Origin of the sequence: Pseudomonas sp. NPDC090208, from assembly GCF_044746785.1 — a bacterium.
GTDB lineage: Bacteria > Pseudomonadota > Gammaproteobacteria > Pseudomonadales > Pseudomonadaceae > Aquipseudomonas.
In genome coordinates, this window is the sequence record NZ_JBIVCU010000003.1 from 179,208 (window position 1) to 194,594 (window position 15,387).

The following is a 15,387-nucleotide window of genomic DNA, read 5'->3' on the forward strand; positions in this document are numbered from 1 at the left end:
CGCTGAGGAGTCAGGCATGTCAGGTAAATTCACTCATCAGATTGCCGTTGTAACAGGCGCGTCCACCGGCATCGGATTCGCTATTGCGCAGGGGCTTATTGCCGAAGGTGCCAACCGCGTTTACATCACCGGCCGTTCGGCAGCCACGCTGGAGGCGGCGATTGCCAAGTTGGGCGACAAGGCCGTGGCGGTGATCTCCGATGTTTCCCGCCAGGCTGATCTTGATGAGCTCAAGGCTGTGATCGAGGCACGGGGTGACCAAGTAGATGCTGTGTTTGCCAACGCGGGTATCTGCGAAAAGAATCCACTGGGCGAGACCAGTGAGGCGGCTTACTCCACGATGTTCGACATTAACGTGAAGGGTGTCTTCTTCACTGTTCAGACGCTGCTGCCGCTCATGAAGAATGGTTCGTCGATCGTCCTGACCGCCTCGATCTGCTCCAGCAATGGTATGGAAGGGCTGAGTCTCTACAACGCTTCCAAGGCAGCCGTGCGGTCCTTCGCACGCACGTGGGCCAATGAACTCGGGGGACGCAGGATTCGGGCGAACGTACTGAGCCCCGGTTTCACTCGTACCCCGCTGATGGACAACGGTTTAGGGATGAGCGAAAGCGACATCGCCGAGCTGCGCAAGCACGTGGAGCAAATCACGCCACTGGGCTACATGGCGCAACCTGAGGAGATCGCCTCGTCCGCCCTGTTCCTGGCGTCCTACGATGCGCGGTATGTGAACGGTGTCGAGTTGATGGTCGATGGTGGCTTGTCTCAAATCTGACGTTTCGTTGGGCATTCGCAAACCGACATTAGGCTGCCCTCGGCTTGGACTGGGGCCTACTCATCGGGTAACAGTGCCGGCACTAACTCCAACTTTTCGCGTACTGACAGTTGACCCACCCGCGCGCGCCATTCGTATGGATTTCATTGCGGAGGAAGGGGGCCGGCCGGGGCGATCATTGCTTAATCAGGAGATCATTATGAACATCGAAACTCTCAGCGCTCGACTCGACGCACTGGAAAGCCGCGCCGCGATAGATCGACTTATCAGCGTTTACGCGAACGCGTTTGACCGTATCGATGCAGCTCTCTTGCGGGACATCCGGCACCTGGACGCCAGCCTGGATCTTCCGGGGTTCGGTAGTGCCGTGGGACGTGACGGGATCCTTGCCATGGCTGAAAGCAGCTGGCGCCAGATGCCTCACATGCACCACTGGATGGCAAATCCTTTAATAGAGATCGCGGGGGAAGGCGCAACAGGAACGGTCGCTGCAAACTGCCTGTTCCATGACATTGACAAGGGCCCAGTGCAAGTCAGCGGGCTGTATCACGACCGGTTTGAACGGCGGGCAGGGGTGTGGGCGTTTTTGTCGAGGCGATTCGAACTGCACTATCTGACGCCTTTGCATGACTGGCGACCGGTTGCGGGAATGGAGGTGTTCTCGGGGGGCTCGATCGCAGTGGCCGCAGGTTAAATACAGCTTGCGGATCCCAAGTGGACGCTGCCCCGGCAGCAGGGTTAGCGTTCGCATCCGTCTATTCAGGGCTCCCCGACCATGACTGACCGTAAGATCATTATTCCAGATGCTATGAAATTGCTCAGCGAGCGTGCTGGCTATGCACCGGCTGTAAAGGTGGGAAAAACTCTGTACTGCGCAGGTCAGGTAGGCCGGGCGCCGGACTTATCCGTTATCGAAGATCCTGAGCAGCAGTTTTTGGCAGTATGGGACAACCTCCGGCTCGTGTTGGATGCCGGTGGCTGCACATTTGAAGATGTCGTAGAAATGACGACATATCACGTAGATATGCACAATCACATGCCAATTTTTAGACGCGTGAAAGATGCGGTCTTTCCCAGGATCACTTGTGCATGGACGTGCGTGGGTGTCGCTGAACTGGCTCGTCCCGGCCTTCTTGTGGAGATCAAGTGCATTGCAGTAGAGCGATAGCTGCGTTTGGGAAGTGGTAGCTGCCCCGACAGAGCCAAGCTTGACGACCTGGCCTGTGGATTGGTGGTGCTCGACTTGGGGCAGCTATATGCAGAAAACGAGGTTCGTCTTTCGCATTCCGTCTGAGCGGCTGAATCCACGGCCGATAACCATCATTGACCGCGAAGCCCGTTTCTTCGCCTCACCTGCGCATGCCTTTGCTGGATTTGACGCAACATAATTTGGGTCATTCTTGCGTCGGCACCTAGTTCAATCCAGCATCATCGCCAACACCCTCATGTCAACCAGCCTCCTGACGCGGATGAATTTCCAGTACAAAAGGGAGCGTGTTCGACCGCTCGCAATCTGGCATCAATCTGTAACGTCATGCGTGCTGTAGATTGGCTGTCAGACCTACACGGACTCGAAGTGATCAGCAAATGGATAGTCGGTGTAGCCGACTTCACTGCCACCGAAGAATGTTGTTGCGTCGGCGCTGTTCAACGGCTTTCCGTATTTGAGTCGGGAGGGCAGATCAGGGTTGGCGATGAACGTGCGACCAAAGGCAATGATGTCTCCGCGTCCGCTGGACAGTGCTTGTTCGGCGGTTTCTGCATCGTAGCCGCCAGCGAGCATGAGGACGCCTGTGTACAGGGTGCGCAGGTGTTTGATGATGGAGTCCCAACGAGGGTCATAGTTCTCGTCACGCACGATCCCGACTATCGCTGGTTCAACTAGATGCAGGTAGGCGAGGTTCATCGTATTGAGCTGTTGCGCGATGTAGCCAAATGTCTCCTCGGGAGTCGCGTCTCCCATACCCATAAACCGTCCCATGGGGGTGAGCCGTACGGACACCCTGTCGGCTCCTACTTCTTCAATAACAGCCTTCGTCACTTCGAGGAGCAAGCGTGCGCGATTCTCGATGGTACCGCCGTACAGGTCGTTACGCTGGTTGCTGTTGGAGTCGATGAATTGGTCTAACAGGTAGCCGTTTCCGGCGTGAATCTCAACGCCGTCCATTCCTGCCAGGATGGCATTGCGCGCAGCAGCTCTGTAGTCCTGAATGATTGACTGGATGCCTTCAACGGAGAACGCTTGGGGGAGGGACGGGTGCCCATATCCCGTTGCCATGTTCGTCGACGATGAACGTCTTGCCGTCGGGGACTGGCACAAGCCAAGAGTTTGTCGCTTGAGTCACAAACCCATGAGATACCGAATAACAGAGCAGCAAAGGTCATCGAAGGGCCAAAAAACCAATCAAAGTGCTTAATAGGTTCGCCGGTGGTGGTCGTGCCTAGGTTCAGGCGATCTGAAATTCCGACTTTTTCAACGGAGTCGGGTGATAGCTGGCTCTCGCCAAACACATCGCCTCTCCATCCCGTCTCACGACGTACGAGGCCCGGTGCGGGGGGCGATTAGTGCAGGTGCGCAACAAGCTTTAGTGATTTTGCCGTATTGTCAGAACACCTTCTGGAAAATAGAGTCGGGCCAAGAACAACAAAAAATGGACTCCTTCCATGACATACCCAATGAAAGACATGTTCGACTGCGTCGACTGCAAGGACGTTGAAGGCTTTTTGAGCTATCTGGCTGACGATGTGGTGTTTCGATTCGGCAACGCTCAGCCGATGCGTGGCAAGCAAGCGGTGCGTGAAGGTGTCCTCCATTTCAATTCGCAGATCGTTTCACTGGAGCATGTGCTCAATGGCGTGTGGACGCACGAACACACCACCATCCTTGAGTTCGACAGCTATTACACACGGCACGACGAGATGGTAGTGGGCGTGCCATGCGTTGTGGTTTTGCGCTTCAATCCTCAGCGCAGGATCAGTGATTACCGCATCAACATCGACCTCTCACCGGTGTTTGCCACCGCGCCAGACACCTTTCTTATCCGGGCCTCCGCCTGACGCGAGACCGCTGGCGCCGATACGCAGGTCGATCTGGCTACAGGTCGGCTTGCCAAGGTGCCGCGATCACGGGTACGGAACTCGGCGATGAAAGACCTCAACCTGCTTTACACCTTTGAAGCGCTCTGGCGCGACCATTCAACGTCCATTGCAGCGCACAATCTGGGCGTGACCCAAGCGGCTGTCAGCAGCAGCCTCAAGCGCCTGCGTCAGTCCTATGGCGACCGATTGTTCACGCTGGTGGGACGGCGAATGGAACCGACCCCGTTCTGCGCTCAGATTGCGCCGCGGCTATTGGAATCCCTGGCGTTGATACGTGCGGCCGAAAGCCAGACCGTCGAGTTCGACCCGGCGCTGTGTCGGACGTCTTTCACCATCAACATGCGAGATGTGGGCGAAGTGGTCTGCTTGCCGCCGATCCTGAAAAAACTTGCGGCAGTTGCACCACAGGCACGTTTGAACACGGTCGGAGGCGATATCACCGACACCCTCAACGGGCTGGCAACAGGGCGGGTCAATCTGGCTTTCGGGTACATGCCCGCCTTGCTGACCGATATTCACCGTTTGCCGGTGTTTTCCCAATACTACGTGTGCGCGATGCGGCGGGACCACCCATTGGCCAACAAACCGCTATCCATCGAAGCTTTTCTGGCCAGTGACCATTTGCTGGTCGAAACCGGAGGTACCGGCCATCAGGCGCTGGAGCGGGCACTTGTCGATGCAGGAGGGCGGGACTGCATCAGGATGCGAGTGCCGCATTACTTGTCCGGGCCGCATTTGTTGCTGGAAACCGACATGATCTGGACACTGCCCTGTGCGTTGGGCAGGACGCTCGCAGCGTACTATCCGCTGCAGATTCGACCCATGCCACTGCCCATTCCATCGTTCGAAATCGATCTGTATTGGCATGATCGCTTTCACAGGGATCCGCAAAACAAATGGCTGCGAGAGACGATCGGCGAGGTGCTACGCAGTCAGCAACCGCAGTGGCAATGAATCAGGCCAGTTGCTCGGCCATTAATCTGTCTTGCTGAATGCGGCGGGGCAGATGAAGGCTGAGAAAATCGATCACACTGCGCACCGAAGGCAGCATGCCCTTAGGTTTGGGGTACAGCAGGTGGATGAGGTGGGAGGGGCCGAACCAGCCCGGTCCGACCACCTCCAGGCGTTTGTCGCGAATGGATTCCAGAGCAATAGGTTCTGGCAGCATCGCCACACCCAGCCCGTCGCTGGCCGCAGCCAATTGCATACTCAGATCGTCTGAAATCAGGCAGGGCCGGTGAGTGACCAGAATGTCCTCGTTTTCCCCATCCCGAAGCAGCCATCGACCCACGCCGTCATGCATATCTGCCGGCAGGCACAGCGTCTGAATATTGGACAGCTCCTGAATGGAATCCGGACGGCCGACGCGGTCCAGAAACTGCGGACTTGCCACCAGAATACGTCTGGCCGTTCCGAGACTCTTGGCGACCAATCCGGCCGTTTCCTCAATTTGACTGCGGGCGCGCAGCGCAATGTCCAGGCGCTCGTCATACACGTCCACTTCGCGGTCCACGGCGCTCAATTCCAGACGAACCTTGGGATATTTGGCCATATACACCGGCAGCAGCGGGGAGAGGTAGGTGCGCGCCATCACTTGCGGACAGCTCAGGCGTACCAGCCCCACTGGCTCACGACGCAAATGCTCGACGCTGTCGTAGGCCGTTTGGGCGCCGTCGACCACAGCTTGGCTAAGTGTGAAGAAATGCTGGCCGGCCTCGGTCAGCGACACTTGGCGTGTGGTGCGGTGCAACAGGCGCGCGCCAATGCGTTTTTCCAAATGAGCGATATGCCGACTGAGCAGGGTCTTTTCGATGCCTGTGGCGCGAGAGGCAGGCGAGAATCCTCCGTGTTTGACCACCAGAACGAAGTAATACAGATCGTTCAGATCATTCATGTTTCACCTCTCTGGCAAGGCCTTCAACGCTTGGCTGGACATAGACCGGTGCTGCGCAAAATACCGGGCATTGGTGCATTCATGCAACAGTCTTTGGCAAATTCTTTGTCTAGTCAGGGGAGGGCACGATACCTACAGTGAAGTCATTGCTTCTCCTCACACCGTGAGTGGCGGCAGGCACCAGGGCAGTCATGGTTGCGCATATGCCTATCGGCATCCGCAACGAGATGAATAACAAAAAAGTTGCCAATGGGTTTATGTCATGAGTGATTTGAAACAGCGCAATATCATCGTCACCGGCGCCTCCGGTGGTATCGGTCGGGCTTCTGTCGTCGCCTTTGCGCATGCAGGCGCTCGAGTGATCATGCTTGACCGCGACATCGCCGGCCTGAACGACGTTGTCGAGCAGGTCAGCGCCAGCGGCGGCGCGATCCACGCCATCCCTTGCGACGTGACAGACGAAGCGGCGGTCGCTGCAGCAGTCGACGAGATCACAGGCCGGTTCGGCGTGCTGCACGGTGCCTTCAACAACGCCGGTATCGAGCAGAGCCATCTGCCGTTGCATGAAATTTCTGCCGACGCATGGGAACGCATTATCAAGGTCGACCTGACCGGCGTTTTCTTCTGCATGAAACATCAGATTCGCGCCATGCTGGCAAGCGGCGGCGGATCGATCGTCAATACTGCTTCGGCGCTCGGTGCGGTGGCGATTGCTGCAGCGTCCGATTACATCGCTGCCAAGCACGGGGTGTTGGGGCTGACCAAGGCGGCGGCGGTCGATTACGGCCCCAACAACATCCGCGTCAATGCCATCCTGCCAGGCATCATCGAAACGCCGATGATCCTGCGCCTGAGCCAGGAAGCCAACTTCGCCAACCAGTTTCAAGCCTTGCGTGAGCGCCATCCCATCGGTCGTTTTGGCAAACCCGAAGAAGTGGCTGCGGCCGCGCAATGGCTGCTCTCGGATGCAGCCAGTTTTATCACGGGTACTTCCATGTCGGTCGACGGTGGCTACCTGGCAATCTGAAGCACGCTGTAAATCCTCTTTTAAAGAAGTGTGAAACACGCGGCACTTATCACAGTGGCCGCCTATTCAATCTACAAGGGTGAATTATGATCAACGTCAGCAAGCGCCTGGAAGTCAATCCGGCGGGTGAAGTTCAATTGAGCCGTGCTCAGGTGTGGGAAGGACTTGAAGAAAAGGCACGTAATCCGATTGGTTATGTAAAGCCTATCGAAAAGTGCACCGTGGTCGAGGAGGCCGATGGCCGCAATCCGTTCATTCGTGAAGTGTCATTGCACGGTGAAACATTGCAGGAATTGATCACGCTGTTCCCGCAGGAGCGTGTCGAGTTTGTGCGTATTTCCGGTAATGCGCGCGGCATCATCAAAAACATTATTGAAGAGGAAAACGGAAAGTTGTTCCTGCGCTTCACTTTCACCTTTTCCCTTGAAGGCGTAGCGCCTGGCAGTGCTGAAGAAAAAGCGTTTGCCGAGGGAATGGAAACGTCTTATTGCGAGGCGGTCAATACCACGCTGGGACGTATGCGCGCCAAAAGTGCCGCCTGAACTGATCGAACTGGATAAATAAAAACTCGCCTTCGATAAGTCACACGTTATCAAGTGTCTTTTCTGGTTGGACAGTTATCCGGCACGCCCCAACTCGTGCCCTATGCAGGCTGTTCCAGCGGCGATCCATTGTTTTTCAATACTGGAGAATTGCCCTTTTTGAGCCCCGTTCGGTTCAAGAGGGCACCGCTCCCCGAGGAGTGAGTCATGAGTGACCGTCTTCGCGACAAGGTTTGCATCATCACTGGCACAAGCGGGTCGATGGGACGCGCTGCGGCACTGATGTTCGCGCGTCAGGGGGCCAAAGTGGTCGGCTGCGACGTCAATCCTGAAGCCGCCGATTCCACGCTCGATCAGGTCGTTTCCGAGGGCGGCGACATGGTGTCGCTAAGCCCATGCGACCTGACCGACACCGAACAGTGCCAGCGCCTGGTGGAACTGGCAGTGTCCACCTACGGGCGGGTCGACGTGCTGTTCAACAATGCGGCCATGGCCTATTTCGGTTGGGTTGACGAGATTTCCCAGAACGACTGGCACCGGACGATCGATCAGGAACTGAACCTGGTGTTCAACATGGTCCGCGCGGCCTGGCCTGAACTGATCAAGTCACCTGGCGCTTCCATCATCAATACCGCGTCCGTCTCGGCGTGGTCGACGTATCGCATGTTGCCGGGCATTGCCCACAGCGCCGCTAAAGGCGCGGTATTGGCAATGACTCGACAACTGGCGATGGAAGGGCGCGTTCATCAACTCCGGGCCAATACGATTTCACCCGGCCTGATCGAAACCAAGCAGACGTTGCCGTTGCTGGAAGATCCCGAATGGGTCGAGGTGATGGTGGGCAAGATCATGCTGGGCCGGATCGGCAAACCGGAAGAAGTGGCCGCTGCCGCACTGTTTCTGGCCAGCGATGAAAGTTCGTTCATTACCGGTACCGATATCAAGATCGATGGAGGGACCACCGCCTGGTAGTCAGATTCGGCACGGGTGGCCTGCGGAGGCTGGAAGTGCGGAGGCAATGACGACTGGCTGTTTAGTGTGTATGCACCCACGGGACGGGTACTTAACAAAGATTCTTCATGACCAACGTACTTATAATAACTAAGTGGGTGAAGAGAAATGATAACAAGACGTACAAAAAGCCTTGCAACTGCGGACGACCATTCACTTCAATCTCGCGCTGTGGCGTATGCGGTCATTACGGCCATGGCGACACTTGCCACGCCCATGGCGCGCGCGTTCGAGTTCAATACCGGTGTCGAAGACCTGCGTATACGCTGGGACAATACTCTGAAATACAGTGCTGCATGGCGGGTCAAGGATCAATCGTCCAAGCTGACCGGCGATGCCAACCAGGATGATGGCGACCGTAACTTCAGCAAAGGCCTGATTTCCAACCGCGTGGACCTTCTGTCGGAGTTCGACCTGACGAAAAACAATATGGGCCTTCGTGTCAGCGGCGCCGGCTGGTACGACAGCGTTTATAACCGTAAAAACGATAACAACTCGCCGTTCACCAATAACTCCACGTCCGTGGATTATGACGAGTTCACCTCGGACACCGAAAAACTGCACGGGCGCAAGGCCGAGTTGCTTGATGCGTTTGTCTTCGGCAAGACCGATATCGGCGACATGCCGACCACGGTCCGCCTGGGGCAGCACACGGTGCTTTACGGCGAGAGCCTGTTTTACGGTGCCAACGGCATCGCTGGCGGCCAGGCGCCCACCGACATCGTCAAGCTGCTGTCGGTGCCCGGTACTCAATTCAAGGAGCTGGTGCGTCCGGTGCCGCAGATCTCCGGGCAGATCCAGCTTCGCGACAACCTGTCGCTGGGCGCCTACTACCAGTTGCATTGGGAAAAGGACCGCTTGCCGGCGGCTGGCAGTTATTTCTCGTCCGTGGATCTGCTGGACGATGGTGGTGAACAGATTTTGGCGGGCCCGGGCGTCAGTTTTATTCGCGGTAAGGACAAGGATGCGCGGGACTCCGGCCAGGGCGGCCTGCAATTGCGCTGGCGCCCTGAAAGCCTCGATGCGGAGTTCGGCCTCTACGCCATTCAGTACAACGCCAAAAGCCCGGTGGTGCAGACGTCTCTGTCCGACGCCTTTGCGCCGACCACGTACAACCTGGTGTATCCCGAGAAGATCCGCGCCCTGGGTGTCAGCTTCAGTACCACGGTCGGGGAAACCAACGTCGCCGGCGAATTTTCGATCCGCGACAACATGCCCTTGGTGCCTCAGGCCGGTGCCGTCACCGTGCTGCCGGGTGTCGAGTGGGACAACCGTAACCATCCGCTGTACCCGGTGGGCCGCACCGCCCATGGGCAGGTGTCGTGGATTGCGTTGCTCGATGCCAGCCCGTTCTGGCAGGGCGGCAACTTTCTGGGCGAGGTGGCCTGGAACCGCCGCCTGAGCATCACCAAGAACGCTGACGCACTGGACCCGAATGCCACACGGGATGCTGGCGCGGTGCGCATGATTTTCGAACCTGCGTACTACCAAGTCCTCGACGGCATGGACCTTACGGTGCCGATTGGCGTGGGTTACGGCCTGTTCGGCAAGTCCTCGGTTATCAACCCGGGCTTCAGCAATTATCACGGCGGCGACTTCAGCATCGGCGTGAAAGCTGACTATCTGAAGACCTGGAAATTCAGCCTGACATACACCGGCTTCTTCGGTGGAGAAGCCACCAGCGTCGAGCCGGCCAACTCCCCGGTACAGGCTTATTCCTACGGTCAACCGCTCAAGGACCGCGACTTCATCGCGTTCTCCATACAGCGTTCGCTCTAGCCATAACAACAATTCGAGCAGGAGTTTCAGACATGCAAGCAAAACAGACGCTTCTAGGCGCTGCCCTCTGCGGCATCCTCTGTTCCGCGCCTTACGCCCTGGCGGCCGTTTCGCCCGACGAAGCGGCGCAACTGAAAAGCACACTCACGCCGATGGGTGCGGAGAAGGCCGGTAACAAGGACGGCAGCATTCCCGCGTGGGACGGTGGCTATACCACGGTTCCCGCCGGCTACAAGAACGGCGATTCGCGGCCCGACCCTTTCGCCAATGAAAAGCCGTTGCTGACCATCACCTCGAAAAACATGGACACCTACGCCGATAAGCTCAGCGACGGAATCAAGGCCATGTTGAAGAAATACCCGGACACCTACCGTCTGGACGTGTACCCGACCCATCGCACGGCCGCAGCGCCACAGTGGGTCTACGACAACACCTACGCCAACGCCACCCGCGCCAACCTCAAAGACGGCGTCTGGGTAGACGGCGCCTATGGCGGCGTTCCGTTCCCGATTCCCAAGAACGGCGCCGAAGCCATGTGGAACCACAAGCTGGCCTGGGTCGGCGAGGCCACGTCCTTCGCCTTCAACAACTACGTCGGCACGCCCGACGGCAAGCTGGTGCTGTCGGTCCGTGGCTACAACAAGTCGTTGTTTCCGTACTACAACAAGAACGGCTCGATCGACAGCTTCAAGGGGCAGACGCAACTGCTGCGCGTCTGGATGACCGATCCGCCCATCAAATCCGGTGAGCAGTTCGTGCTGATCGATTCGGTCAACAAACCGCGTCAGGCCTGGCAGTACCTGCCCGGCCAGCGCCGGGTGCGCAAGGCGCCGACGCTGGGTTACGACACGCCGTCGGACGTGAACTCCGGTATGGAGTATTACGACGAGTCGTACATTTTTCTGGGCGATATCGACCGCTATAGCTGGAAGCTGGTCGGCAAGAAGGAGCTGTACATCCCTTACAACAACAACAAGTTTCTGCAGAAGAACGTGAGCCTCGACAAACAGTTGATGCCGCATCACGTCAACCCCGACTCGACCCGCTGGGAACTGCACCGGGTCTGGGTGGTCGAGGCCGACCTGGCGCCGGGCAAGCGACATGTGGTGCCCAAGCGCCGTTATTACCTGGACGAGGACACTTGGGGCGCGATCCTGGCTGATGGCTGGGATGCTCAGGGGCAACTGTGGCGAACCCAGATTGCGTTGCCATTCCTGATGATGGATGGCCCATTCGTTTATCCGAACGTGCAGTGGTCTACCCACAACCTGCAGACCGGCGGTTGGAGTGGCGTGGGTGCCACCGACTGGAGCAACCCTTCCTACACCTATCACTTCAAGATGCTGACGGACGCCAAGTCCGGCGACTTCACCCCTGAAGCGATGGCTGGCGAAGGCGTGCGCTGAGTGATGCCGGGGCAGAGGCGCGACACGCCCTTGCGCCCGGCAGGTAATACGCGGCAAGCGGCCGGCCTGCGCTCCTGGCGAGCGCAGGCCTGGACGGGGCCGGGTCAATGATGGAGAAGCTCTATGCGCGGTATTCGAATGGTCCGTGACATGGTCACGGTGGCGGCTTTGCTGTTCATGCCGTGGCTGGCACATGCTGCGTTGCCCGGCCCTCTTGAGAGGCCTGCGCAAATGGCGGCACATCCCGACGGTGCGGTCATGCTGGCTGTGACAACCGTAGCGTCCAGAGTGGTCGCCGTTGGCGAGCGGGGCATCGTCGTGTTCTCTGACGACAACGGACGGTCCTGGCGTCAGGCCAGTGTTCCGGTGAGCGTGTCGCTGACGGCGGTGCAGTTTGTCGACGCCCGCGAAGGCTGGGCAACCGGCCACGGCGGCGTGTTGCTGCATACCCAGGACGGCGGTGAAACCTGGAGCAAAACGCTGGACGGTGTCGCGTTGGCGCAGTTGCTGTTGAGCACCGCCCAGGCTGGGCAGAAGGCTGCTCAGGGTGATGAGGACGAAGGGGCGCGTCAGGTCAAGGCTGCGCAGTTGATGGTGTCGGACGGACCGGACAAGCCGTTCTTCGATGTGTATTTCTCCGACAAAAACAACGGCTACATCGTCGGCGCGTACAACCTGATCCTGCGCACGCAGGACGGTGGGAAAAGCTGGCAACCGTGGCAATCGCATATCGACAATTCGGGCAATCTGCATCTGTATGCCATCCGCGGTGTCGGCTCGCGCTTGTACATCGTCGGTGAGCAGGGCAGCGTTTTCCGCTCCGACAATGGCGGTGAAGATTTCGAGGCCGTGCAAACGCCCTACGAGGGCAGCTATTTCAATGTGTTCGTCGACGATACGAACAATCTGCTGGTCAGCGGTTTGCGCGGGAATGCCTTCCGTTCGGACGACAACGGCAACGACTGGAGCAAGGTCGAACTGCCTTCCGGCGCATCGGTCACGGGCAGCACGCGTCTGCGAGACGGCCGTCTGGTGCTGGTCAACCAGTCGGGCCAATTGCTGCTCAGTCAGGATCAGGGCGGCTCCTTTGATGTATCGCCGCTGCGCCAGCTTCCGCCCCTGTCGGGCATTACCCAGTCGGCCGATGACAGCCTGATCGTCGTCGGTATGCGGGGTGTCAGTCGAATCAGCCTGTCCAGCGTGACGGGGAGTCAAAAATGAAAATGGATCACTGCAATGCGTCGACCCCGGTCATGGGGCGGCTAGACCAGTTCGACAGAAACTCCGGCTCGTTCGTCGAACGGCTGTTCTTCAATAACCGCGTCGCTGTGCTTGCGGTCTGCCTGCTTATCACGCTGGTACTGGGGGCTCAGGCAACCCGCCTGCAGCTCAACGCCGACTTCGAGAAAATGATCCCCACCGGGCATCCGTACATCGCCGAATACCTCAAGCACAAGGGCGATCTCAAAGGTTTTGGGAACGCGGTGCGGATTGCTGTGGAGGCCCGTGGCGGTAACATCCTCACTGCCGAGTATCTGGAAACCCTCAAAAAGCTCAATGATGAGGTGTTTCTGCTGTCAGGTGTCGATCGGTCATACATGAAGTCATTGTGGACCGCCAACATGCGCTGGCTGGGCGTGACCGAAGACGGTCTGGATGGTGGGCCGGTGATTCCCGACGATTATGATCAGTCACCCCGCAGCTTCGACCAGATCAGAACCAACCTGGAACGCTCCGGCGATGCGGACCAATTCGTAGCCTCGGACTACAAGTCAAGCATCATCTTCGTGCCGCTGCTGGATATCGATCCTGCCACCGGTAAGGCGCTGGATTACAAGCAGTTCTCCGAGCAACTGGAGGCACTGCGCGACAAGTATCGCGAGCAGGGAGTGGACTTGCACATCACAGGGTTCGCCAAGGTGGTCGGTGATCTGATCGATGGCGTGCGTCAGGTGCTGCTGTTTTTTGTGTTCACCATCGTGATCGCCGGTGCGGCGGTATATGGGTACACGCGCTGCATCCGCAGCACCTTGCTGGTGGTTGCGACCTCGCTGGTGGCCGTTGTGTGGCAGATGGGCATTCTGCCGTTGCTCGGCTTCGAACTGGACCCGTACTCCATTCTGGTGCCGTTTCTGGTCTTCGCCATCGGCATCAGCCATGGCGCGCAAAAAATGAACGGCATCATGCAGGACGTAGGCCGCGGCATGCACAAGCTGATCGCCGCGCGCTTCACCTTTCGCCGGCTGTTTCTGGCCGGGCTGACAGCGTTGTTGTGTGACGCGGTGGGTTTTGCCGTCCTGCTGGTGATCAATATTCGCGTCATTCAGGAACTGGCGATCACGGCCAGTATTGGCGTGGCTGTGCTGATCTTCACCAATCTGATTCTGTTGCCGGTGTTACTGAGTTTCACCGGCGTCAGTCCGCGTGCCGCTGTGCGCAGCATGAAGGATGAAGCCGCCGACGCGGCGGGTGGCGAGAAGCACGTGGTCTGGCGCTTTCTCGATCTGTTCACCGAGCGCAAGTGGGCCAGCATCGCGGTGCTGGTGTCGCTGGTACTCGGTATCGCCGGCTTCATGGTCAGTCTGCATTTGAAAGTGGGCGACCTGGACCCTGGGGCTCCTGAGCTGCGCAGCGATTCGCGCTATAACCTGGACAACGCCTTCATGGCCAGCGCCTATTCAGCCAGCAGCGATGTGATGGTGGTGATGATCGAGACGCCGAATGACCAGTGCACGTCGTACAAGACCCAGGCCCTGGTCGATGCGCTGGAGTGGCGCATGCGTGACGTCAAAGGCGTGGAAGGCACCAATTCGTTGCCGCTGCTCAGCCGCAGAATCATTGTCGGCATGAACGAAGGCAACCCCAAATGGTACGAACTGGTCCCCAACCAGTGGTCGCTCAACACGGTCGCCAACCGCACCCCCCGGGAGATCTTCAATCAGGGCTGCAACCTGATGTCGCTGTTCCTGTACCTGGAGGATCACAAGGCCGACACGCTGGAGCGTGTTGTACAAAACGTCGAAGCCTTCGCAGCCGAGAACAATGGCGATGGCGTGAAGTTTCTGCTGACCGCAGGCAACGCCGGCATCGAGGCCGCCACCAACATCGTGGTCAAGAAAGCCAGCCACGAGATGTTGTTCTGGGTGTATGGCGCGGTGATCCTGCTGTGCTTCATTTCGTTCCGTTCCTGGCGGGCGGTGGTCTGCGCAGTCGTCCCGTTGGTGCTGACCTCGATCCTTGCCGAAGCGCTGATGGTATCGCTGGGCATGGGCGTCAAGGTGGCGACGCTGCCGGTGATCGCACTGGGCGTCGGGATCGGGGTGGACTATGCGCTCTATGTGCTGACCATCGTGCTGGCGCAGTTGCGCCGGGGGGCGAGTTTGTCAGAGGCCTATTACCGGGCGTTGATCTTCACCGGCAAGGTGGTGATGCTCACGGGTGTGACGCTTGCGCTGGGCGTTGCCTCCTGGGCGTTTTCGCCCATCAAGTTCCAGGCTGACATGGGCATCCTGCTGGCGTTCATGTTCATCTGGAACATGCTCGGAGCATTGATCCTGTTGCCGGCGCTGGCCTACTTTCTGTTGCGTCCAAAGGCCGCGAAGGGCGCGCGGGATGAGACAGAGATCTCGCTTGATGAAGCGCGTGTCGTCAGGCGGAAAGCGCATGGCTGTACGCCGTATCAGCCAAGGCAGGCAGCGGGGCGAACGGTCGTTCAATAAGCCTGCAAGGCAACGCAAAGCCGCAGTCCTCAAGGCGTGATCGCCGGGAGGCTGCGGCTTTTTGGTTGAAGGCACGGGGCTCAGAATGGACGGTAAGGCAGGAATTTACTGTCCTGGGTGATGGCCAGCGGGTGC

The 15,387-nt window shown here is 58.3% G+C and carries 13 protein-coding genes and 1 pseudogene; 12 read left to right on the forward strand and 2 right to left on the reverse strand.

Annotation, left to right across the window (positions count from 1 at the left end):
• The first annotated feature begins 16 nt into the window (after positions 1 to 16).
• The 3 genes from ACIPL0_RS06585 (at position 17) to ACIPL0_RS06595 (ending at position 1,943) form a co-directional block, all read left to right on the forward strand.
• Entirely contained in the window at positions 17 to 775 is a 759-nt protein-coding gene (locus tag ACIPL0_RS06585) for an SDR family oxidoreductase (RefSeq protein WP_400731366.1), read from the forward strand.
• Between the two features lie 199 nt (positions 776 to 974).
• On the forward strand, positions 975 to 1,469 hold the full coding sequence (locus ACIPL0_RS06590) for a nuclear transport factor 2 family protein (protein ID WP_400731367.1): 495 nt from the start codon (positions 975 to 977) through the stop codon (positions 1,467 to 1,469).
• Between the two features lie 81 nt (positions 1,470 to 1,550).
• Positions 1,551 to 1,943: a RidA family protein gene (locus tag ACIPL0_RS06595; protein WP_038410449.1), complete on the forward strand. Its 393-nt coding sequence runs from the start codon at positions 1,551 to 1,553 to the stop codon at positions 1,941 to 1,943.
• A 393-nt stretch (positions 1,944 to 2,336) separates the two neighbouring features.
• Here the strand turns inward: ACIPL0_RS06595 and ACIPL0_RS06600 are convergent.
• A pseudogene (locus ACIPL0_RS06600) lies at positions 2,337 to 3,093 on the reverse strand (alkene reductase); the annotation flags it as partial.
• A 358-nt stretch (positions 3,094 to 3,451) separates the two neighbouring features.
• On the opposite strand from ACIPL0_RS06600, the gene ACIPL0_RS06605 reads away from it, so the two are divergent.
• Together ACIPL0_RS06605 and ACIPL0_RS06610 are read left to right on the forward strand one after the other, a co-directional pair.
• A complete protein-coding gene (locus tag ACIPL0_RS06605) occupies positions 3,452 to 3,832 on the forward strand; it encodes a nuclear transport factor 2 family protein (RefSeq protein ID WP_400731368.1) in 381 nt (126 codons plus the stop codon).
• Positions 3,833 to 3,919: 87 nt separating this feature from the next.
• On the forward strand, positions 3,920 to 4,828 hold the full coding sequence (locus ACIPL0_RS06610; protein WP_400731369.1) for a LysR family transcriptional regulator: 909 nt from the start codon (positions 3,920 to 3,922) through the stop codon (positions 4,826 to 4,828).
• Between the two features lies 1 nt (position 4,829).
• On the opposite strand, the gene ACIPL0_RS06615 is transcribed toward ACIPL0_RS06610, so the two are convergent.
• Positions 4,830 to 5,768, reverse strand: coding sequence for a LysR substrate-binding domain-containing protein (locus ACIPL0_RS06615; RefSeq protein ID WP_400731370.1), 939 nt, complete (start codon positions 5,766 to 5,768; stop codon positions 4,830 to 4,832).
• A 262-nt stretch (positions 5,769 to 6,030) separates the two neighbouring features.
• Here ACIPL0_RS06615 and ACIPL0_RS06620 point away from each other — a divergent pair, with 262 nt between their 5' ends.
• The 7 genes from ACIPL0_RS06620 (at position 6,031) to ACIPL0_RS06650 (ending at position 15,252) form a co-directional block, all read left to right on the forward strand.
• Positions 6,031 to 6,795: an SDR family NAD(P)-dependent oxidoreductase gene (locus ACIPL0_RS06620; protein ID WP_400731371.1), complete on the forward strand. Its 765-nt coding sequence runs from the start codon at positions 6,031 to 6,033 to the stop codon at positions 6,793 to 6,795.
• 86 nt (positions 6,796 to 6,881) lie between these two features.
• On the forward strand, positions 6,882 to 7,337 hold the full coding sequence (locus ACIPL0_RS06625; protein ID WP_400731372.1) for an SRPBCC family protein: 456 nt from the start codon (positions 6,882 to 6,884) through the stop codon (positions 7,335 to 7,337).
• A 207-nt stretch (positions 7,338 to 7,544) separates the two neighbouring features.
• Complete coding sequence (locus ACIPL0_RS06630) at positions 7,545 to 8,309, forward strand: SDR family NAD(P)-dependent oxidoreductase (RefSeq protein ID WP_400731373.1); 765 nt, start codon at positions 7,545 to 7,547, stop codon at positions 8,307 to 8,309.
• Positions 8,310 to 8,456: 147 nt separating this feature from the next.
• A complete protein-coding gene (locus ACIPL0_RS06635) occupies positions 8,457 to 10,127 on the forward strand; it encodes a DUF1302 domain-containing protein (RefSeq protein WP_400731374.1) in 1,671 nt (556 codons plus the stop codon).
• Positions 10,128 to 10,159: 32 nt separating this feature from the next.
• Positions 10,160 to 11,533, forward strand: coding sequence for a DUF1329 domain-containing protein (locus ACIPL0_RS06640; RefSeq protein ID WP_400731375.1), 1,374 nt, complete (start codon positions 10,160 to 10,162; stop codon positions 11,531 to 11,533).
• A gap of 123 nt (positions 11,534 to 11,656) precedes the next feature.
• Positions 11,657 to 12,754, forward strand: a complete 1,098-nt coding sequence (locus tag ACIPL0_RS06645) for a WD40/YVTN/BNR-like repeat-containing protein (RefSeq protein WP_400731376.1) — start codon at positions 11,657 to 11,659, stop codon at positions 12,752 to 12,754.
• Positions 12,755 to 12,756: 2 nt separating this feature from the next.
• Positions 12,757 to 15,252, forward strand: coding sequence for an RND family transporter (locus tag ACIPL0_RS06650; RefSeq protein ID WP_400731512.1), 2,496 nt, complete (start codon positions 12,757 to 12,759; stop codon positions 15,250 to 15,252).
• The last annotated feature ends 135 nt before the right edge of the window (positions 15,253 to 15,387 follow it).